The following is a 19,045-nucleotide window of genomic DNA, read 5'->3' on the forward strand; positions in this document are numbered from 1 at the left end:
GATGCTTGCACCAGCGGCCTGCGCCGCGCCGGAACTTTCCCGCCGGCTCCCTCTCCCTCCCGGCCCAGGCCGCTCTTGCAAGCACCCCTTCACTTTCGATTCCAGTCACTGGAGCCATCCCCATGCTCGACGACAAGCTCAAGACCCAGTTGAAGGCCTACCTCGAGAAGCTGGTCCAGCCGATCGAGCTGGTTGCCTCGCTCGACGATGGCGACAAGTCGCGCGAACTAGACGCGCTGTTGCACGACATCGCCTCGATGTCCGAGAAGATCACCCTGCGCCGCGACGACAATGCCGATGCGCGCAAGCCCTCGTTCGCGATCAACCGCGCCGGCACCGACGTCGGCGTGTCGTTCGCCGCGATCCCGATGGGCCACGAGTTCACCTCGCTGGTGCTGGCGCTGCTGTGGGTCGGCGGCCATCCGCCGAAGATCGACGAGGAACTGGCCAACCAGGTCCGCGACCTCGAGGGCGAGTACCGGTTCGAGACCTTCATGTCGCTGTCGTGCCAGAGCTGCCCCGACACCGTGCAGGCGCTCAACCTGATGAGCGTGCTGAACCCGAACATCCACCACGTCGCGATCGACGGCGCGCTGTTCCAGAGCGAGGTCGAAGCGCGCGAAATCATGTCGGTGCCGACCGTGCTGCTCAACGGCGAAGCGTTCGATACCGGCCGCATGACCGTCGAGCAGATCATCGCCAAACTCGACACCGGCGCCGGCGCGCGCGCGGCCGAGCAGATCAAGGCCAAGGAGGCGTTCGACATGCTCGTGATCGGCGGCGGCCCCGCCGGCGCCTCGGCGGCGGTCTACGCGGCGCGCAAGGGCATCCGCACCGGTATCGCGGCCGAGCGTTTCGGCGGCCAGGTGCTGGACACGATGGCGATCGAGAACTTCATCTCGGTCCAATACACCGAGGGCCCGAAGATGGCGACCGCGCTGGAACAGCACGTGCGCGAGTACGACGTCGACATCATGAACCTGCAGCGCGCCACCAAGCTGATCGCGGCAAAGGAGCCGGGTGGCCTGGTCGAGGTGCAACTGGAGAACGGTGCGAGCCTGAAATCGCGCAGCGTGATCCTGTCCACCGGCGCGCGCTGGCGGCAGATGGGCGTGCCCGGCGAGGAGCGGTACCGCAACAAGGGCGTGGCCTATTGCCCGCATTGCGACGGCCCGCTGTACAAGGGCAAGCGGGTGGCGGTGATCGGCGGCGGCAACTCCGGCGTCGAGGCGGCGATCGACCTGGCCGGCATCGTCAGGCACGTGACCCTGGTCGAGTTCGATTCCAGGCTGCGCGCCGACGAGGTGCTGCAGCGCAAGCTGCGCAGCCTGCCCAACGTCGACATCATCGTCAGTGCACAGAGCACCGAGGTGCTGGGCGACGGCCAGAAGGTCACCGGTCTGGTCTATACCGACCGCGAGAACGGTGGCAGCCACAACGTCGATCTGGACGGCATCTTCGTCCAGATCGGCCTGCTGCCGAACACCGAATGGCTCAAGGGCGACATCGAATTGTCGCCGCGTGGTGAGATCGTGATCGACGAACGCGGCGCGACCTCGATGCCGGGCGTGTTCGCCGCGGGCGACGCGACCACGGTACCGTACAAGCAGATCGTGATCGCGATGGGCGCAGGCTCGACCGCCGCGTTGAGCGCGTTCGACCACCTGATCCGCACCTCGGCTCCGGCGCAACAGGCGCAAGCCGCGTAAGCGCCCACCGCGATGAACCTGCGCGACCTCAAGTACCTGCTGGCGCTGGCCGACCACAAGCACTTCGGTCGCGCCGCCGCGGCCAGCTTCGTCAGCCAGCCGACGCTGTCGACCCAGATCAAAAAGCTGGAGGAGGAGCTCGGGGTGTCGCTGGTCGAGCGCGCGCCGCGGCGCGTGATGCTGACCCCGATCGGCCGCGATATCGCCGAGCGCGCACGGCGGGTGATCGCCGAAGTCGACCAGATGGCCGAGGTCGCCCGCCGCAGCCAAGACCCGGAAGCGGGAACGGTACGGCTGGGGCTGTTCCCGACGCTTGCGCCGTACCTGCTGCCGCACGTGCTGCCGGACCTGCGCCAGCGCTTCCCGCGGCTGGAACTGCTGCTGGTCGAGGAGAAGACCGACCAGATCCTCGCGCGCCTGCGCGACGGCCGGCTCGACGCCGGCATCCTCGCGCTGCCGCTGCACGATGACCAGTTGCACGTCGAACCGCTGTTCGACGAACCGTTCCTGCTGGCCGTGCCGCGTGGCCACGCGATGGCCACACAGGACTCGCTGGAGCTGGGCCAGCTCGACGACCAGCATCTGCTGTTGCTGGAAGAGGGCCATTGCCTGCGCGACCAGGCGCTCGACGTCTGCCGCATGTCCGGCGCCGACGAACGCGACGGCTTCCGTGCCACCTCGCTGGAAACCCTGCGGCAGATGGTCGCCTCCGGCGTCGGCATCACCCTGCTGCCGGTGCTTGCGGTGCAACCGCCGGTGCCGCTGTCGCCGGATATCGCACTGCTGCCGTTCCGCGGCCAACCGCCGCATCGGCAGATCGCGATGGTGTGGCGCAAGAGCTCGGCGATGGATGCGTTTTTGCGGCAGTTGGCGGACGCGTTCCGGCAGGTGCCGGCGGAATTGCTGCAGCCGCCGAAGGTCGCCTGAAGGCCGCCAACCGGACTCCTGTAGGAGCGGCTTTAGCCGCGATCGGAAACCGGCGTGGGCGCACGATTCCAGATCGCGGCTAAAGCCGCTCCTACAAAAACCCGGCGATCAGCCCGGTGATCAGCCGGGTGCGGGTAGCGGGCCGCCTTCCCAGCCCGGCGCTTCCTCCGCCCCGACCGACGGCGAACCGAGATCAAGCGCATCCACCACCTCCCGCGCCTCCGGCCACGCACTGTCGGGCACGCAGACCTGGACGACGCCGAACAGCGGCAATTCGCCCATGCCGCCCAGCAGCGCCTCGCCTTTCAGGAACACCGGAATCTCCACCGCCTCCAGCGCGTGCTTGACCAGGTGCGCGTCGATGAGGCCGGCGGCTTCGTAGACGACTCTCATCGGCGAAACTCCACACGGGTCTGCTACGAAGCATACGCCGGCGGGGCTAGTGGCCGCCGAGGGGCCACCGGTCATGCCGCGCGCCGGTAACCGTCGGCGGATCGGCCAACCAACCGCTAAACTGCCTGATCCCCACCCGCTCGCAGCCGCCGCATGTCCGCCACGCCAGACCCGACCGCTCCCGTCCGCCAGGATTTCGTCCGCCAGATCGTCCGCGACGACCTCGCCAGCGGCAAGCACGATGCGATCAAGACCCGCTTCCCACCGGAGCCCAACGGCTACCTGCACATCGGCCACGCCAAGGCGATCTGCCTGGATTTCGGCATCGCCAGCGAGTTCGGCGGCGTCTGCAACCTGCGCCTCGACGACACCAACCCGATCAAGGAAGACCCCGAATACGTCGCCGCGATCCAGGAAGACGTGCGCTGGCTCGGTTTCGAGTGGAACGAGCTGCGTCACGCCTCCGACTATTTCGAGGTGTTCTACCTCGCCGCCGAGAAGCTGGTCCGGCAGGGCGATGCGTTCGTCTGCGACCTGAGCGCCGAGCAGGTGCGCGAGTACCGCGGCAGCCTGACCGAACCGGGCCGTCCCTCGCCGTTCCGCGACCGTTCGGTCGAGGAGAATCTCGACCTGCTGCGCCGCATGCGCGCGGGCGAGTTCGCCGACGGCAGCCGCACCCTGCGCGCCAAGATCGACATGGCCGCAGGCAACATCAACCTGCGCGATCCGGCGCTGTACCGGGTCAAGAAGGTGCCGCACCAGAACACCGGCGACGCCTGGCCGATCTATCCGATGTACGACTACGCGCATTCGCTCAGCGACGCGATCGAGGGCATCACCCATTCGCTGTGCACGCTGGAGTTCGAGGACCACCGGCCGCTGTACGACTGGTGCGTTGACAAGGTCGACCTCGCCAACTCGCCGGAACTGTTGAAGCCGCTGACCGACAACCGCCTGCCGTTCGAGGCCCGCAAGCCGCGCCAGATCGAGTTCTCGCGGGCCAATCTCAACTACACGGTGATGAGCAAGCGCAAGCTCATGGCGCTGGTCCAGGCCGGGCTGGTCGACGGCTGGGACGACCCGCGCATGCCGACCCTGCAGGGCATCCGCCGCCGCGGCTACACCCCAGCATCGCTGCGATTGTTCGCCGAGCGCCTCGGCGTCAGCAAGCAGAACTCGCTGATCGATTTCTCGGTGCTCGAAGGCTGCCTGCGTGAAGATCTCGACGCCGCCGCGCCGCGCCGGATGGCGGTGGTCGAGCCGCTGAAGCTAGTGTTGACCAACCTGGCCGACCACCACGCCGAAACGCTGACCTTCCCGAACCACCCGAAGGACGAAAGCTTCGGCAGCCGCGAAGTGCCGTTTTCCAACGAACTGTGGATCGAGCACGACGATTTCGCCGAAGTCCCGCCAAAGGGCTTCAAGCGCCTGATCCCGGGCGGCGAAGTGCGCCTTCGTGGCGCCGGCATCGTCCGCTGCGACGAGGTCGTCAAGGACGACGCCGGCAACCTGGTCGAGCTGCGCGGCACCCTCGACCCCGAGTCGCGTCCCGGCATGGAAGGCGCAAACCGCAAGATCAAGGGCACCATCCACTGGGTCAGCGCGCGCCACGCGGTCGAGGCCGAGATCCGCCTGTACGACCGCCTGTTCTCGGTGCCGAACCCGGACGACGACAGTGACGGCAAGACCTACCAGGATCACTTGAACCCGGACTCGCGCCGTACCGCCACCGGCTACGTCGAGCCGTCGGCAGCACAGGCCGCACCGGAGCAGACCTTCCAGTTCGAGCGCCTGGGCTACTTCAGCGCCGACCGCCGCGACCACACGCCCGCCAAACCGGTGTTCAACCGCAGCGTCACGCTGCGTGACATCTGGGCGGGTAAAGCTTGAGCCATCCATCCGACGGAGACCCGTGATGCCACTTCCCGCACCGATCTTCGCCTTCGTTCGCCGCTGCGGCCTGTTGCTGTCGACAGCACTGGTATTCGCCATCGCCGGCTGCGCCGCACCCTCGACCAACGACCGCGGGGGCGCGCCGACCCAGGACGCCGCGGCGGATGTCCCGGCCGAGCCGGCAACGCCGGCGCCGACCGCGGCACCGGTCCAGAACCCGCCGCGCCCGCCGCAGTTGCCACCGGTCAAGCGCCCTTCACCACGACCGTCGCTGGGACCTGGACTCGGCAACGCCAACCCCGGCGGCGACACGGTCCAGATCGACCGCAGCTGCAACACCGACGCCGAGTGCACGGTCAAGGACGTCGGCAACTGCTGCGGCTACTACCCGGCCTGCGTCAACGTCGACAGTCCGACCGACCCGGAAGCGGTCAAGGCGAAGTGCGCAAAAACCGGCATGGCCTCGGTCTGCGGTTTTCCGGCGATCACCAGTTGCCAGTGCGTCGCCGGTCAGTGCCAGGGCAGCAGCAAGGCACTGCTGGAATGAGTCGGGGCGGATAGATGTTGTACGCACAGATCCACCTGACCCTGCCCGCCTGGGTGCATGAGGCGGTCGACAGCGATCGCCGCTATCCCGGCGACGCCAGCAAGGTCGACCTGGCGATCGAGCTGTCCCGCCACAACATCGACGCCCGCAGCGGCGGCCCGTTCGGCGCCGCGGTGTTCGGGCCGGATGACCGCATCATCGCGGTCGGGGTCAACCGGGTGCTGCCGCAGTCGTGCTCGCTGGCGCACGCCGAGACGATGGCCGTCATGCTCGCCCAGCAGCGCACCCAGCGCGCCCGGCTCAACGAGCCCGAACCCGGCGTCACGGCCGGCCCGATCACCCTCGCGACGTCGTCCCAGCCGTGCTGCCAGTGCTACGGCGCGATGTTCTGGGCCGGCATCGACCGCCTGTTGATCGGCGCCCGCAGCGCGGATGTCGAAGCGCTGACCGAGTTCGACGAAGGACCGCTGCCGGCCGACTGGGTCGGCGAACTGCAACGCCGCGGCATCGAGGTCGAGCGCGACCTGCAGCGCGACCAGGCCGGCGCGGTACTGCGCGACTACGGTCAGCTTGGGGGCCCCGGCTACTGAGCTTTTGCGTGTCTGCAAGGAAGGCGCGCGACCCGACACGGGCAGACGCCGACGACCGGGACGCGTATGGTCACACCGATTATCGAACGCGGCGAAAGCCGCTCCCACACAGCGCCCCCAATGACCGACGCCCTGTTTTGCTGGTGCCGCGCCGGCTTCGAGCCCGAGCTGGCCGCCGAACTCACCGAACGCGCCGCCCTGACCGGCCAGCCGGGATACGCGCGCGCCGAGCGCGGCGCCGGCTATGTCGAATTCATCGGCGAGGACGGCGCCGCCCTGTCGCGCGCATTGCCCTTCGACCAACTGGTGTTCGCCCGGCAGAAACTGCTGCGGCTGGCCGACCTTCGCGGCCTCAACCCGACCGACCGGATCAGCCCGGTGATCGACGCCCTGGCCGCGCTGGGACCGACCCGGTCGTTCGGCGAGTTGTGGACCGAGCATCCCGATTCCGATACCGGCAAGCCGCTGGCCGGCCTCGCCCGCAGCTTCGGCAACGCGTTGCGCCCGGCCTTGCGCAAGGCCGGCTGGCTGACCCCAAAGGACGAGCCGGCACTGCCACGCCTGCACGTCATCCTGCTCGGCGGCCACCACATCGTGCTGGCCTGCAGCGATCCCGACGACAGCGCCCGCTGGCCGCTGGGCATCCCGCGCCTGCGGATGAACGCCGACGCGCCGAGTCGCTCGGCGCTGAAACTCGAAGAGGCCCTGCTGACCCTGCTCGACGACGACGAGCGCGAGCGCCTGCTGCGCGACAACATGCAGGCGGCCGACCTCGGCGCCGCGCCCGGCGGCTGGACCTGGGTGCTGATGCGCCACGGCATGAAGGTCACCGCGGTCGACAATGGCCCGTTGAAACAGGCCTTGCTCGACAGCGGCCGAGTCGACCACCTGCGCGCCGACGGCTTCCAGTGGCAACCGCGGCGCCGGCTCGACTGGATGGTCTGCGACATGGTCGAGCAGCCGCGCCGGGTCGCCGAACGCATGGCCACGTGGTTCCGCGAGGACTGGTGCCGGCACGCGGTGTTCAACCTCAAGCTGCCGATGAAGAAGCGCTGGGAGGAAACCCGGATCTGTCTGGAAGCGTTCGAACACGGCAGCCACCGCAAGCTGACGATCCGCGCACGCCAGTTGTTCCACGATCGCGAGGAAATCACCGTGTTCGCGACGCCGGCGGGCTGAAGATCCTTCGTTCAGGCGCGGGCACGTCCCCGTTCAGCTTGGGTTTGGCGCGTTTACAAGCGGTTGACCCGGGCCGCTCTAGCCTCGGAACGTTCCCCATAACCCGCGAGGGACTTCCGAATGAACACCACCACGCTTGCAATCAGACCGTGTGCCCTTGCGCTGTCGCTGCTGGCCGCACTGGGCATGAGCGGCACCGCGCTCGCCCAGGACGCACTGACCGCGGTCGAAGGCCAGGTCGAGGCCACCGCAGAAGCCGAGGCCGCACTCGATGACGCCCGTGCTGCCCAGCTCGACGCCCAAGCCGCACAGGAAGCCGCCGTCGCCGCCGAGGCGATCAGCGATACCCCGGCAGCCAGTGTTCGCGGCGGTCTGACCGCAGAGGCGACCGCCGAGATCGCCGACCAGGCATCGCTCGATGCCCAGGCGGCGGCGCAGCAGGCATCACAGGCCGCACAGGATGCCGTCGCGGCGCAGGGTCTTGCCGAGGTACAGGCCGACCAGGCCGCAGCCGAGGCCGCCATCGCCGGCGCGGCTGCCGACGATGCCAGCAATGTCGCCGAGGCGGCCGCGGTCGCCACTGCACAGGCCACCACCGCCCCGCCGGTGCCGCCCGTGCCTCCTGTCCCGCCGGTTCCGCCGGTGCCGGCCAGCCCGACGCCGCCCCCGGCGCCGCCAGCCGCACCGATGCCGGAGACGGGCATCGCGGCCGGTGCCGACGCCGAGGTCACCTTCACCTCGAGCCCGTCCAATTCGGTGGTCGGCGACTACACGATCGACTTCGCCGCGATGGACAGCAATGGCGACGGCAATATCAGCCGTGCCGAAGCCAAGTCGAACGCGACCCTGACCGCCGAGTACGCTGCGGTCGACATCGACCAAGACGGCCGGCTCAGCAAGTCGGAATTGCAGGGCTGGATGTAACGGACGGGTCCCACCGTCAAACCTGCCACGACGCCCCGCCCCGAGCGGGGCGTCGTCATTTGGGTCGCCAATCCGGTCCGCGCGGCTACAAGCCGGCGGCGTGGCGCCATAGCGCCGCGGTCAGCGGCGGCAACCGGCCGGCCAAACCCAACAGGGGCCCGCGCAACAGCGTCGGCGCCAGCGCGTCGTTGGAGAACAGCCGGTTGAGACCTTCGAAGGTGTAGGCGGCGACAGCGTTGTCGCTTCGGCACTGGCGCGCCCAGCGTTGCAGGCGGGCCGGGCGACCGGGATCACCGCCGCGGCGGGCGGTGTCGGCCAGGGTCGCGCGCAACGCGGCGACATCGCGCAGGCCCAGGTTCACCCCCTGTCCGGCGAGCGGGTGGACGACATGCGCGGCATCGCCGACCACCGCGACCCGTCCGGCCACCTGGCTGCGGGCGAGTTGGCGACGCAACGGAAACGCGGCCCGTTTCGATACCGACAGCATCGGCCCCAGCGGCCCGTCGAATGCACGCTCCAGTTCGACCAGGAACGCCGCGTCGTCGACCGCGAGCAGGCGCGCGGCCTCGTCGTCGGGCAAGGTCCAGACGATCGAACTCCGCCCCGCTTCGCCATCGAGGTCGCGGCCGTCGAATGGCAGAAATGCCAGTGGTCCGCGGGGCAGGAACCGTTGCCAGCATGTCGCCTGGTGCGGCGCGGCGTGTTCGACGAACGCGACCAGGCCGCGCTGCCGGTAATCGTGGCGCGGCGCATCGATCCCGGCCAGTTCGCGCAATTGCGATTCGGCGCCGTCGGCGGCGATCACCAGCCGCGCGCGCAGGCGCCGGGCGGCTGGTGCACTACCCGACCGATCCGACTCCACCGACTCGATATCCAGTATCGCGCCGTCATCGTCCTGCTCCAGCGCGACCACCCGCGCCGGACAATGCAGTTGCACCCCGGCCGACGGCAATGCCGACCATAGGCGGTCGACCAGCAGGCCGTGCTCGACGATCCAGCCCAGCTCGGGCCGGGCCAGGCGATCGGCATCGAACACCAGCTCGCCACCGCCGCCGGCATCCCACACCCGCATCGCCCGGTACGGCTGCGAGCGCCCCTCGCGGATCGACGTCCAGACGCCGAGGTCGTCGAGCAGCGCGGCGTTGTCGGGCGCGAACGCATACACCCGCAGGTCCGGGGCGTCGGCGCGCCACGGCGATGGCTCGCGGCTTTCGACCAGCGCCACCCGCAGGCCATCGCGGGCGAATGCCAGCGCGGCGGCGGCACCGACCACGCCGGCCCCGACCACGACCACGTCCAGCAACTCGCCTCGGCCGCTGCGCCGGCTCGCGTTCATGCGTCCATCCCGGGCGCGCGGCACAGCGCCGGCACCTCGCCGCGGTAACCCAACGCGCCGCCCACCAGCGCCGCCTGCACCGACGGCAGGCGGTCGATCGCGAACAGGCCGACGCTGCGCAGCGGCCGCAGCAGCCCGCTCGGATTGGCACCGAGCCGCGCCAGTCCGTCGGAAAACCGCAGGGTTCGCGCGCGGTCCACGCGGCGACGCTCGAAGTAACGTTCAAGCAAATCCGCGTCGCCGCAATCGGCGGCAGCATCTTCGGCGCGCGCGCGCGCGATCAGCTCGGCCAGCGTCAGCGCATCGCGCAGGCCGAGGTTGAAGCCCTGCGCGCCGATCGGATGGATCGTCTGCGCGGCGTTGCCGACCAGCACCGCGCGCGCCGCCGTGGTCCGTCGCGCCAGCACCCGCTGGGCCGGATGCATCGCGCGCGCGCCGCAGGCGAGAAAACGCCCGACCCGCCAACCGAACGCCGCCTGCGCGTGCGCGAGGAAATCGGCCTCGTCGAGCGCGGCCACGGCATCGGCCTGCTCGCTCGCAACCGCGTGGACCAGCCCGAAATGGCCGTCGCCACGCGGCAGCAGCGCAGTCGGGCCATGCTCGCCCAACCGTTCATAGGCGGTGCCATCGGGACCGCGTTCGGCGCGCAGCCGGGTCACGAACAGGGTCTGGCCGTAGTCGTGGCTATCGGTATCGATGCCGAGCGCCGCGCGCACGCCGCTGCGGGTGCCGTCGGCGCCGATCAGCAGCCGCGCCCGCAGCACCCGTTCGCCGGCGTCGTCGGCGACACGGATCGCACGGAGGTCGTCGCCACCCTCGCCCCCGGCCAAACCGAGGAAGCGCATCGGCCGGTAGCGGGTCAACCGCTGCAGTTCGGCCAGCCGCGACTCCAGCGCCTCGCCGAAATCACGCGCGACCACCACCCGGCCGAACTCGCGGCGCCCGTGGTCGGCCGCCCGCAACAGGCTTCGACCAAAGTCACCCGCGCGGCTGATGTGGATCCGCTCGATCGCGCCGCCGGGTGCGCGCAAGTGCTGCATCACCCCGAGCGCGGCCAGGGCGTTGACCGTGGCTTCGGCGAAACTCAGGTTGCGCTCGTCGAACACGGCCGGCAGCGCGCCCGGCGGGGTCGCCTCGACCAGACCGACATCGACGCCAACGCGATCGAGCGCGATCGCCAGGCTGGCGCCGACCAGGCCACCGCCGACGATCAGCACGTCGTGCAATGGCGTGGGCGCGGCGGACGGTTGCGGAGCGGAAGCTGAAGCGGGCATTGCGCTATGCTAACGGCTCCTGTCGGCCCGTACCGAGTCACGATGAACCGTCCTGCTGCCTCCTCCGTTTTCGCCGCCGGCCCGCTGGTCCTTGCCGGCCTGATCGTGCTCGCCGCGCTGACCCGGGTGCTGCCGCATCCGCCGAATTTCTCGCCGGTGGCGGCGATCGCGCTGTTCGGCGGCGCCTATTTCGCCAACCGCAGCTGGGCGCTGATCGTGCCGCTGGTCGGTCTGTTCCTGTCGGACCTCGCGCTGGCCTCGATCAACGGCGGCCTCTACGCCAGTTGGTTCAGCGGCACCGGCATCTGGCTGGTCTACGGATGCATCGCGTTGACCACGGTCATGGGTCTGGGCCTGCGCGGCAAGGTCGGTGGCGCCCGCGTGCTCGGCTACTCGCTGGCCGGCTCGGTGCTGTTCTTCGTGGTCACCAATTTCGGCGCCTGGCTCGGCGACCCGATGTATCCAAAGACCCTCGCCGGGCTGACGGCCGCCTACGCCGCGGGCATCCCGTTCTTCCAGTGGTCGGTGCTGGGCACGCTGTTCTATTCGGCGATCCTGTTCGGCGGCTTCGCCCTGCTGCGTTCGCAGTTGCCGGCGTTGCGCGCGCAGACGGTCTAAATCCGGCCAATGGGCAACCGGCTGTCGAAAATCTACACCCGCACCGGTGACGACGGCACCACCGGCCTCGGCGACGGCACACGCGTCGCCAAGGATTCGGCCCGGGTCAACGCCTACGGCACCGTCGACGAGGCCAACTCGACGATCGGCCTGGTGCTGGCAAGCGAACTGCCCGACGACGTCCGCACCCTGCTGGTGGCGATCCAGCACCAGTTGTTCGACCTCGGCGGCGAGTTGTGCGTTCCCGGCCACGAGGCGATCAGCGATGCCGATGTCGACCGATTGGAACAGCATCTCGACGCGTTCAACGAACCGCTGCCGGCCTTGAAGGACTTCATCCTGCCCGGCGGAGGCGAGGCCGGCGCGCGTTGCCATATCGCCCGCACCGTGGTCCGCCGCGCCGAGCGCGAGGCCGTTGCGCTGTCGCGACTGGAACCGGTGCGCCCGCAGGCGGTGCGCTACCTCAACCGGTTGTCGGACCTGCTGTTCGTGCTGGCGCGCGTGCTCGCCCGCGCCAGTGGCCACGGCGAAGTGTTGTGGAACCACGATCGCCGCAAGGCGTGACCCCGGCGACGGTCGTTCGACCATGGACGCCCCGCATCTCTACACCCATCCCGCCTGCCTGGCCCACCGGCCCGGCCCGACCCATGTCGAGCGTCCGGCGCGGTTGCAGGCGGTGACCGAGGCGATCGACGTCGCATTCCCGCAACTGCAGTGGCACGAGGCCCCGCGCGCCAGTCGCAGCCAGTTGCTGCGGGTCCACGACGACGCCCTGCTCGCGCTGGTGCTGGACACCGAACTCGAGGCAGGCGACGCCGCGTTCGCACTTGATCCGGATACCGCGCTGGGCTTCGGCTCGGCCGAAGCGGCGCTGCGCGCGGCCGGCGCCGGAATTGCCGCGGTCGACGCGGTCATGGCCGGCGCTGCCCGTCGCGCGTTCTGCGCGGTGCGCCCGCCCGGCCACCATGCCACCGGTTCGGTCGCGATGGGTTTCTGCCTGTTCAACAACATCGCCGTCGCCGCCGCGCACGCCTGCGAACGACACGGGCTAGATCGCATCGCGGTGGTCGATTTCGACGTCCACCACGGCAACGGCACCCAGGCGATCTTCGAAAGCGATCCGCGGGTCATGTACCTGTCGTCGCACCAGTCGCCGCTGTACCCCGACAGCGGCCGAGCCGACGAGCGCGGGATCGGCAACGTGCTCAACCTGCCGTTGCCGCCCGGCACCGCCAGCCAAGCCTTCCGTGCCGCCTGGCGTCGACAACTGCTGCCGGCGCTGGACGGTTTCCGTCCCCGGTTGCTGCTGGTTTCCGCCGGCTTCGACGCGCACCGGCTGGACCCGCTGGCGCAGATCGAACTCGACGCCGACGACTACCGGTGGCTGACCGGCGAACTGGTCGCGATCGCCGAACGCCATGCCGACGGTCGCCTGGTCTCGATGCTCGAAGGCGGCTACGACCTCGCCGCGCTGCGGGAGAGCAGCGTCGCCCATGTCGGTGCCTTGGTGTCGGCACCGGCGCCGCGAGCCGCGACGCAAAAATGAATGTCGCGGGCCGATGACAGTGGCGCGCGTTGCCGCCATCCCGGGGATGCGGCAAGCTAGCGACCGTTTCCGCCCACCGGATGGCCGCGTGCGCCCCAGCTTCCGCCTGCTTCCATTGTCGTTGTGCATCGCGCTGGCCCTGCCCGCCTATGCCGACGAGGATCCCGAGAACTGGGGGCTGTGCCCGATCGAGGATGCGGTGCCGGCGTTCGAGGACGCACCGGTATCCAGCGGCCTTGCCGCCGCCGAAGACCGCGCCGACCAGCCGACCGACATCGCCGGCGACGCCCTGACCGCCAGCGAAACCGACAGCACCGTGTTCCAGGGCAATGTCGAACTCAGCCGCGGGGACCAGTTCCTCGGCACCGACAAGCTCACCTATAACAGCGAGGACGGCACCTACGTCGCCGAGGGGAGCGTGCGTTACCAGGATTCCGGCCTGCGAATCCTCGCCGAACGTGCCCACGGCGACCAGCAAGCCGACCGCCACACGATCGAGGACCTGCGTTACCAGTTGATCGCGCGTCGCGGCAACGGCGGCGCCGAGCAGATCGAGCTGCACGGTACCGAGGGCGCCCTGACGGGCTCGACCTACTCGACCTGCCCGCCGTCACAGCGCGCCTGGGAACTGCGCGCCAAGCGCATCGACATCGATACCGCCGAAGGCCTCGGCGTTGCCCACAACGCCACCATCCGGATCGGCCGGGTGCCGGTGCTGTACGTGCCGTGGCTGATGTTCCCGATCGACGACCGCCGCCGCACCGGCCTGCTGTATCCGAAGATAAAAATCTCGGGCCGCAACGGATTCGACTGGCTGCAGCCGATCTACCTCAACCTGGCTCCCAACTACGATGCCACCCTCAATCCGCGCTACATGAGCCAGCGCGGCGTGCAGCTCGGCGGCGAGTTCCGCTGGCTGTATCCGGGCGGCCATGGAACGCTGTCCGGCGAGTGGATGCCCAAGGACGAACTGCCTGAGCGCGAGCCCGATCGCTACGTCGACGACCCGACCCTGCCCACCGACAACCGCGGCAGCTTCCGGTTCAACGGTCGCCATCATCTAGGACTCGGCTGGTCGGCGAGAGCGAATCTTGCCTGGGTCAGCGACACCCATTACCTGGAAGACTTCAGCAACAGCCAGTACGGCATGTCGGCCTACCACTTGGCTAGTTCCGCCGGCCTGTATGGTCGCGGCCGTTACTGGGATTCCAGTTTGATGGTAACCCACAACCAGTTGGCCGATTACACGTTGTCCGAGCGCAGCGTACGTTACGACAAACTGCCGCGCGCGCACCTCAACTGGCAGCAGCCACTGGGCACTTGGTTCGAGGCCGGTCTCAACGCCGAAGCCGTCAGCTTCAGCCACGACGTCCTCAACGAGGGCAGCCGCGTAGACCTCAAGCCCTTCATCAGCGCACCGCTGGAAGGCGCCGGCTGGTTCGCGACGCCGAAACTCGCCTGGCGCCATACCGCCTACCGACTCGACGACGCGCTCACCGCCGCCAATGGAGGCGACGCCTCACCCAGTCGCAGCCTGCCGATCGCATCGCTGGACGCCGGGCTGTTCTTCGACCGCAACTTCAGCTTCGGCAGCGAGTCCTACCTGCATACGCTGGAGCCGCGGATCTACTACCTCAATGTCCCGTACGAAGACCAGAGCGGGTTGCCGCTGTTCGACACCCGGCCGATGACTTTCAGCTGGGGCCAGTTGTTCCGCGACAACCGCTTTACCGGCGGCGACCGCCAGGTCGATGCCAACCAGTTGACCACCGCTCTCACCACCCGCCTGATCAGCCGCGAGGATGGCCGCGAGCGACTCTCGGCCAGCATCGGCCAGATCCAGTATTTCGAGGACTCCAGGGTCACCACCGGCGGCCCGCCGATCGAGCAGGGCAAGTCGGCCTGGGTCGCCGACCTCGGGATCTCGCCGTCCGAGCGCTGGGACATCCATGCCGCCTACCAGTGGGACCCGAATTTCCGTCGCGAGGACCTCGCCAGCCTGCAGGTGCGCTACCTGGTCGGCGACGTTGGCGTAGTCAATTTCGGCTACCGCTATCGTCGCGAGCTGACCGAGCAGGTCGATCTCTCGTTCCTGTACCCGGTCACTCCGAACTGGAGCGTGGTCGGGCGCTACTACTACTCGATCGAGGACGACAAGCTGATCGAATCGATCGCCGGCGTGCAATGGGAAAGCTGCTGCATGGCGGTACGCCTGGTCGCGCGTCGCTACATCCGCGAGCGCAACGGCGACCTCGACGATTCGTTGCGGCTCGAGTTCGAGCTCAAGGGCCTGGGCTCGGCCGGCCAGAAGACCGAGGACATCCTGAGCCGTGCTATCCTCGGCTACGATCGCGACGATCTCTATCTAGTGCCGCCCTCCTCCCTGGACGCCGGCGACCTCGACAACCCCCTCGATCCGATCCCATGAAGAATTTTCTCGCGTGTGTCCTCACCGCCGCGCTGCTGTCGGCGCCTGTCCAGGCGCAACAGATCCAGCCGATCGACGGCATCGCCGTGGTGGTCGACGAGGACGTCATCCTGCAGAGCGAGCTCGATCGCGCAGTGGCCAACATCCGCGCCCAGTACGCGGACCGCACCCAGCAACTGCCGCCGCCCGAGGTGCTCGAGCGCCAGGTCGCCGAGCGCCTGGTGCTGCTGCAGCTGCAGGTGGCGCGCGCCGAAGCCACCGGCGTACGCGCCACCGACCAGGAAGTCGACCAGGCCATCGCGGCGATTGCCGCGCAGAACCAGGTAAGCGTCGAGCAACTGCGTGCGCAACTGGCCGCCGATGGCAGTTCGCCCGACCAGTTCCGTGACTCGATCCGCGATGAACTGCTGGTCCAGCGCCTGCGCCAACGGTTCGCCCAGACCCAGATCTCGGTCAGCGATGCCGAAGTCGACGCGGCTCTGGAGTCGCAGCAGGCCGGTGGCGAGCAATTCCACCTCGCCCACATCCTGGTCGCCTTGCCGGAAGCCGCGACTCCGGAACAGATCGCCACCGGCAAAACCAAGATCGAGGGCATCAAGAGCCTGCTCGAGCGCGGCGAGATGAACTTCGCAGCCGCCGCGGTGCGCTACTCCGACAGCCCCAACGCCCTGGAAGGCGGCGATCTCGGCTGGCGTGCGGCCAACGAAATCCCGGCGGCCTTCGCCGAGCTGGTGCGCGGCATGCAGCCCGGCCAGGTTACCGATCCCATCCGGGGCCCCAGCGGCTTCCAGTTGCTGCAACTGGTCGAGACCCGCGATGCCGCGCAGGCCGGCCCCAGCAACGTTACCCAGTTCCAGGCCAGCCACATCCTGATCCGGATCGACGAGAACACCAGCGCCGAACAGGCCCAGGCGGAAGCAGCCACGCTGCACGCCCGTATCGTCGGCGGCGCCGATTTCGCCGAGCTCGCCCGTGAGCACTCCGAGGATCCCAGCTCACAATCAAAGGGTGGCGATCTCGGGTGGTTCACCCAGGATGAGTTCGGTCCCGATTTCGGTGGCCAGATCGCCGCGCTCGCCGACGGCGAAGTGTCCGCGCCATTCCGTACCCAGGCCGGCTGGCACATCGTCAAGCGCACCGGCGTCCGCCAGGCCGATGTCGGCGATGACAACCGGCGCGCGCAGGTGCGCGAGACGATTGGCCGCCGCAAGCTTGAGGACGAGTGGAACCGGTTCCTGCGTGAACTCCGTGGCGAAGCCTACGTCGACTATCGCAACGACGCCGATCCGCAGGCGACCCCGGACGCCGCGCCGACCGCCGAGCCACCGGCGACCCCGCCGGCCGACGGCGGCTGAGATGACACCGACCCGGCTCGCGCTGGTCCCGGGAGAACCGGCCGGCGTCGGGCCGGAGTTGTGCGTGCGCCTGGCCCAGCAGCCGCGCGACTATTCCCTGACCGTATTCGCCGACCGCGCGACCCTGCAGGCGGCCGCCGACGCGCTCGCCCTGCCCCTGCAGTGGACCGACCCCGGGCACGCCACGGGGGCCGCGGGCGAACTGGTCCTGACGGAGGTTCCGAACGCCGTGCCGAGCAGGTTCGGCCACCCGGATCCGCACAACGCCCGTGCGGTGGTCGACGCGCTGCAGCTCGGCGGCGCCGGCTGCCTGCGCGGCGACTTCGACGGCATCGTCACCGGTCCGGTCCACAAGGCGGTGATCAACCAGGGCGGCATCGCCTACAGCGGCACCACCGAACTGCTCGCCACCCAGGCCGGCACCGACGTGGTGATGATGCTCGCCAATCCGACCGTGCGCGTCGCCTTGGCCACCACCCACCTGCCGCTGCGCGCAGTCGCCGATGCAATCACTCCGGCGGCGCTGACCCGCACCCTGCAGATCCTGCATGCGGCGTTGCGTACGGATTTCGGCATCGCCGAACCGGTCATCGCGGTGCTCGGCCTGAATCCCCACGCCGGCGAAGCCGGCCACCTCGGCCGCGAAGAGATCGAAGTGATCGAACCGGTCATCGCCGCGCTGCGAGGCCAGGGCATGAACCTGGTCGGTCCGCTGCCGGCCGACACCGCGTTCCTGCCGGCCAAGCTGCGCGGTTTCGATGCGGTGCTGGCGATGTACCACGACCAAGGGCTGCCGGTGCTCAAGTTCAGCGGCTTCGAGCAGGCGGTCAACCTCAGCCTCGGCCTGCCCTACCCGCGGGTCGCGGTCGACCACGGCACCGCTTTGGACCTTGCCGGTACCGGCATCGCCGACCCGTCGAGCCTGTTCGCCGCGGCGCAGACCTGCGCGCGAATGGCGCGGGCGCGATGCGCTTTCGCCGATAATGCCGCATGACCCGTAACCGCCATTCCAGCGCGCCGTCGCTCGGCCCCGATGGTTTCGCCAGCGAGGCCAAGAAGCACCTCGGGCAGAACTTCCTGCACGAGCGCACGATCATCGACAAGATCGTGCAGGCGGTGAACCCCAAGCCCGGCGACCGTCTGGTCGAGATCGGCCCCGGTCAGGGCGCGATCACCTTCCCGCTGCTCGACCGCCACGGCGAGCTGACCGTGATCGAGTTCGACCGCGACCTGATCTTCCCGCTGACCGAGGCCGCCCGCGCCCACGGCACCCTGACGGTGATCCACCGCGACGTGCTCAAGGTCGACTTCAGTGCGCTCGCTGCCGACGACGGCCACCATGGCGAGGCGTCGTCCCCATCCGGCCGCACCATCCGGCTGGTCGGCAACCTGCCCTACAACCTGTCATCGCCGATCCTGTTCCACGCGCTCGACCACGCCACGGCGATCAGCGACATGACCTTCATGCTGCAGAAGGAAGTGGTCGACCGGATGGCGTCCGGCCCGGGCAACAAGGTGTACGGGCGGCTCAGCGTGATGCTGCAGGCGTACTGCACGGTGACGCCGCTGTTCACCGTGCCGCCGGGCGCGTTCCGGCCGGCGCCGAAGGTCGATTCGGCCGTGGTTCGGCTGGTGCCGCGCGCGCCGGAAGCGATCGGCATCCGCGACCGCGAGGTATTCGCCCGCGTCGTGCGCGATGCCTTCGGCCAGCGCCGCAAGACGCTGCGCAATGCGTTGTCGAACGTTTGCGATGCCAGCGCGCTCGAGGCCGCCGGCGTGCCACCGACGGCGCGCGCCGAGCAGATCGATGTGGCCGACTTCGTGCGGCTGGCCAACGCCTTGACTACATGAATTCGCATGCGCGCGCCCGCCGCGACGTGCATCGCGATGTCCGCTTCACCTGCCGACGTCATACACTACCGGCATGGAACGCCGCACCGACGAAAGCCCGAGCAAGTATGCCGTCGACATCGATGTCGCCACGCGTTATCTCGACGACCAGTCCGAGCCCGCGAAGGATCGTTACGTCTTCGCCTACACCATCCAGATCCGCAACCGCGGCAGCATCGCCGCGCGCCTGCTTTCGCGCCACTGGCTGATCACCGACGCCAACGGCAAGGTGCAGGAAGTCCAGGGCGAGGGCGTCGTCGGCGAACAACCGTGGCTGCGCCCCGGCGAAGGTTTCGAGTACACCTCCGGCGCCGTGCTCGAGACCGACCTGGGCACGATGGAAGGCAGCTACGCGATGCTGGCCGACGACGGCACCGGTTTCGACGCGCCGATCGCGCCATTCACCCTGACCGTGCCGCGCACCCTGCACTGATGG

At 69.1% G+C, this 19,045-nt stretch carries 18 protein-coding genes; 15 read left to right on the plus strand and 3 right to left on the minus strand.

The window, feature by feature from the left end; genetic code table 11:
- The first annotated feature begins 122 nt into the window (after positions 1-122).
- Together ahpF and SNE34_RS14125 are read left to right on the plus strand one after the other, a co-directional pair.
- The gene (ahpF, locus tag SNE34_RS14120) at positions 123-1,709 is read left to right on the plus strand and encodes an alkyl hydroperoxide reductase subunit F (protein ID WP_332618255.1); all 1,587 of its coding nucleotides are present in this window, start codon (positions 123-125) and stop codon (positions 1,707-1,709) included.
- Positions 1,710-1,721: 12 nt separating this feature from the next.
- Complete coding sequence (locus SNE34_RS14125) at positions 1,722-2,636, plus strand: LysR substrate-binding domain-containing protein (RefSeq protein ID WP_332618256.1); 915 nt, start codon at positions 1,722-1,724, stop codon at positions 2,634-2,636.
- 120 nt (positions 2,637-2,756) lie between these two features.
- On the opposite strand, the gene SNE34_RS14130 is transcribed toward SNE34_RS14125, so the two are convergent.
- Positions 2,757-3,029: a putative signal transducing protein gene (locus SNE34_RS14130; RefSeq protein ID WP_332618257.1), complete on the minus strand. Its 273-nt coding sequence runs from the start codon at positions 3,027-3,029 to the stop codon at positions 2,757-2,759.
- Between the two features lie 153 nt (positions 3,030-3,182).
- On the opposite strand from SNE34_RS14130, the gene SNE34_RS14135 reads away from it, so the two are divergent.
- The 5 genes from SNE34_RS14135 (at position 3,183) to SNE34_RS14155 (ending at position 8,162) form a co-directional block, all read left to right on the plus strand.
- Complete coding sequence (locus SNE34_RS14135; RefSeq protein WP_332618258.1) at positions 3,183-4,919, plus strand: glutamine--tRNA ligase/YqeY domain fusion protein; 1,737 nt, start codon at positions 3,183-3,185, stop codon at positions 4,917-4,919.
- Between the two features lie 25 nt (positions 4,920-4,944).
- Positions 4,945-5,469 (plus strand): hypothetical protein, encoded by a 525-nt coding sequence (locus tag SNE34_RS14850; RefSeq protein ID WP_425604553.1) that lies wholly within the window; start codon positions 4,945-4,947, stop codon positions 5,467-5,469.
- A gap of 14 nt (positions 5,470-5,483) precedes the next feature.
- Positions 5,484-6,059: a nucleoside deaminase gene (locus SNE34_RS14145; protein ID WP_332618259.1), complete on the plus strand. Its 576-nt coding sequence runs from the start codon at positions 5,484-5,486 to the stop codon at positions 6,057-6,059.
- Between the two features lie 120 nt (positions 6,060-6,179).
- Positions 6,180-7,238 (plus strand): 23S rRNA (cytidine(2498)-2'-O)-methyltransferase RlmM, encoded by a 1,059-nt coding sequence (gene rlmM, locus SNE34_RS14150; RefSeq protein ID WP_332618260.1) that lies wholly within the window; start codon positions 6,180-6,182, stop codon positions 7,236-7,238.
- Positions 7,239-7,358: 120 nt separating this feature from the next.
- On the plus strand, positions 7,359-8,162 hold the full coding sequence (locus tag SNE34_RS14155) for an EF-hand domain-containing protein (RefSeq protein ID WP_332618261.1): 804 nt from the start codon (positions 7,359-7,361) through the stop codon (positions 8,160-8,162).
- 85 nt (positions 8,163-8,247) lie between these two features.
- Here SNE34_RS14155 and SNE34_RS14160 read toward each other — a convergent pair whose 3' ends face one another.
- Entirely contained in the window at positions 8,248-9,498 is a 1,251-nt protein-coding gene (locus SNE34_RS14160) for an FAD-dependent oxidoreductase (protein ID WP_332618262.1), read from the minus strand.
- The gene (gene ubiH, locus SNE34_RS14165; RefSeq protein ID WP_332618263.1) at positions 9,495-10,772 is read right to left on the minus strand and encodes a 2-octaprenyl-6-methoxyphenyl hydroxylase; all 1,278 of its coding nucleotides are present in this window, start codon (positions 10,770-10,772) and stop codon (positions 9,495-9,497) included. The genes SNE34_RS14160 and ubiH overlap by 4 nt, the downstream gene beginning before the upstream one ends.
- A 42-nt stretch (positions 10,773-10,814) precedes the next feature.
- On the opposite strand from ubiH, the gene SNE34_RS14170 reads away from it, so the two are divergent.
- From SNE34_RS14170 to apaG, 8 genes are all read left to right on the plus strand, one after another.
- Entirely contained in the window at positions 10,815-11,390 is a 576-nt protein-coding gene (locus tag SNE34_RS14170) for a DUF6580 family putative transport protein (protein WP_332618264.1), read from the plus strand.
- A 9-nt stretch (positions 11,391-11,399) separates the two neighbouring features.
- Positions 11,400-11,954, plus strand: coding sequence for a cob(I)yrinic acid a,c-diamide adenosyltransferase (locus SNE34_RS14175; protein WP_332618265.1), 555 nt, complete (start codon positions 11,400-11,402; stop codon positions 11,952-11,954).
- A 22-nt stretch (positions 11,955-11,976) separates the two neighbouring features.
- Entirely contained in the window at positions 11,977-12,936 is a 960-nt protein-coding gene (locus tag SNE34_RS14180) for a histone deacetylase family protein (RefSeq protein WP_332618266.1), read from the plus strand.
- An 88-nt stretch (positions 12,937-13,024) separates the two neighbouring features.
- The gene (gene lptD / locus SNE34_RS14185) at positions 13,025-15,364 is read left to right on the plus strand and encodes an LPS assembly protein LptD (RefSeq protein WP_332618267.1); all 2,340 of its coding nucleotides are present in this window, start codon (positions 13,025-13,027) and stop codon (positions 15,362-15,364) included.
- A complete protein-coding gene (locus SNE34_RS14190; RefSeq protein ID WP_332618268.1) occupies positions 15,361-16,719 on the plus strand; it encodes a peptidylprolyl isomerase in 1,359 nt (452 codons plus the stop codon). The genes lptD and SNE34_RS14190 overlap by 4 nt, the downstream gene beginning before the upstream one ends.
- 1 nt (position 16,720) lies before the next feature.
- Positions 16,721-17,713 carry a 4-hydroxythreonine-4-phosphate dehydrogenase PdxA gene (gene pdxA, locus SNE34_RS14195; RefSeq protein ID WP_332618269.1) on the plus strand — a complete coding sequence of 331 codons (993 nt, stop codon included), beginning with the start codon at positions 16,721-16,723 and terminating at the stop codon, positions 17,711-17,713.
- Complete coding sequence (rsmA, locus tag SNE34_RS14200; protein WP_332618270.1) at positions 17,710-18,570, plus strand: 16S rRNA (adenine(1518)-N(6)/adenine(1519)-N(6))-dimethyltransferase RsmA; 861 nt, start codon at positions 17,710-17,712, stop codon at positions 18,568-18,570. Before pdxA ends, rsmA begins: the two co-directional genes overlap by 4 nt.
- 73 nt (positions 18,571-18,643) lie before the next feature.
- Positions 18,644-19,042 (plus strand): Co2+/Mg2+ efflux protein ApaG, encoded by a 399-nt coding sequence (apaG, locus tag SNE34_RS14205; RefSeq protein ID WP_332618271.1) that lies wholly within the window; start codon positions 18,644-18,646, stop codon positions 19,040-19,042.
- Positions 19,043-19,045 lie beyond the last annotated feature (3 nt).

The organism is Novilysobacter erysipheiresistens, from assembly GCF_036663935.1.
Taxonomy (GTDB): domain Bacteria; phylum Pseudomonadota; class Gammaproteobacteria; order Xanthomonadales; family Xanthomonadaceae; genus Novilysobacter; species Novilysobacter erysipheiresistens.

Excerpts from the sequence above, each read along its gene's own strand:
- ahpF (WP_332618255.1), top strand. The coding sequence starts at position 123 with ATGCTCGACGACAAGCTCAAGACCCAGTTGAAGGCCTACCTCGAGAAG.
- SNE34_RS14125 (WP_332618256.1), top strand. The coding sequence starts at position 1,722 with ATGAACCTGCGCGACCTCAAGTACCTGCTGGCGCTGGCCGACCACAAG.
- SNE34_RS14130 (WP_332618257.1), bottom strand. The coding sequence starts at position 3,029 with ATGAGAGTCGTCTACGAAGCCGCCGGCCTCATCGACGCGCACCTGGTC.
- SNE34_RS14135 (WP_332618258.1), top strand. The coding sequence starts at position 3,183 with ATGTCCGCCACGCCAGACCCGACCGCTCCCGTCCGCCAGGATTTCGTC.
- SNE34_RS14850 (WP_425604553.1), top strand. The coding sequence starts at position 4,945 with ATGCCACTTCCCGCACCGATCTTCGCCTTCGTTCGCCGCTGCGGCCTG.
- SNE34_RS14145 (WP_332618259.1), top strand. The coding sequence starts at position 5,484 with ATGTTGTACGCACAGATCCACCTGACCCTGCCCGCCTGGGTGCATGAG.
- rlmM (WP_332618260.1), top strand. The coding sequence starts at position 6,180 with ATGACCGACGCCCTGTTTTGCTGGTGCCGCGCCGGCTTCGAGCCCGAG.
- SNE34_RS14155 (WP_332618261.1), top strand. The coding sequence starts at position 7,359 with ATGAACACCACCACGCTTGCAATCAGACCGTGTGCCCTTGCGCTGTCG.
- SNE34_RS14160 (WP_332618262.1), bottom strand. The coding sequence starts at position 9,498 with ATGAACGCGAGCCGGCGCAGCGGCCGAGGCGAGTTGCTGGACGTGGTC.
- ubiH (WP_332618263.1), bottom strand. The coding sequence starts at position 10,772 with ATGCCCGCTTCAGCTTCCGCTCCGCAACCGTCCGCCGCGCCCACGCCA.
- SNE34_RS14170 (WP_332618264.1), top strand. The coding sequence starts at position 10,815 with ATGAACCGTCCTGCTGCCTCCTCCGTTTTCGCCGCCGGCCCGCTGGTC.
- SNE34_RS14175 (WP_332618265.1), top strand. The coding sequence starts at position 11,400 with ATGGGCAACCGGCTGTCGAAAATCTACACCCGCACCGGTGACGACGGC.
- SNE34_RS14180 (WP_332618266.1), top strand. The coding sequence starts at position 11,977 with ATGGACGCCCCGCATCTCTACACCCATCCCGCCTGCCTGGCCCACCGG.
- SNE34_RS14190 (WP_332618268.1), top strand. The coding sequence starts at position 15,361 with ATGAAGAATTTTCTCGCGTGTGTCCTCACCGCCGCGCTGCTGTCGGCG.
- pdxA (WP_332618269.1), top strand. The coding sequence starts at position 16,721 with ATGACACCGACCCGGCTCGCGCTGGTCCCGGGAGAACCGGCCGGCGTC.
- rsmA (WP_332618270.1), top strand. The coding sequence starts at position 17,710 with ATGACCCGTAACCGCCATTCCAGCGCGCCGTCGCTCGGCCCCGATGGT.
- apaG (WP_332618271.1), top strand. The coding sequence starts at position 18,644 with ATGGAACGCCGCACCGACGAAAGCCCGAGCAAGTATGCCGTCGACATC.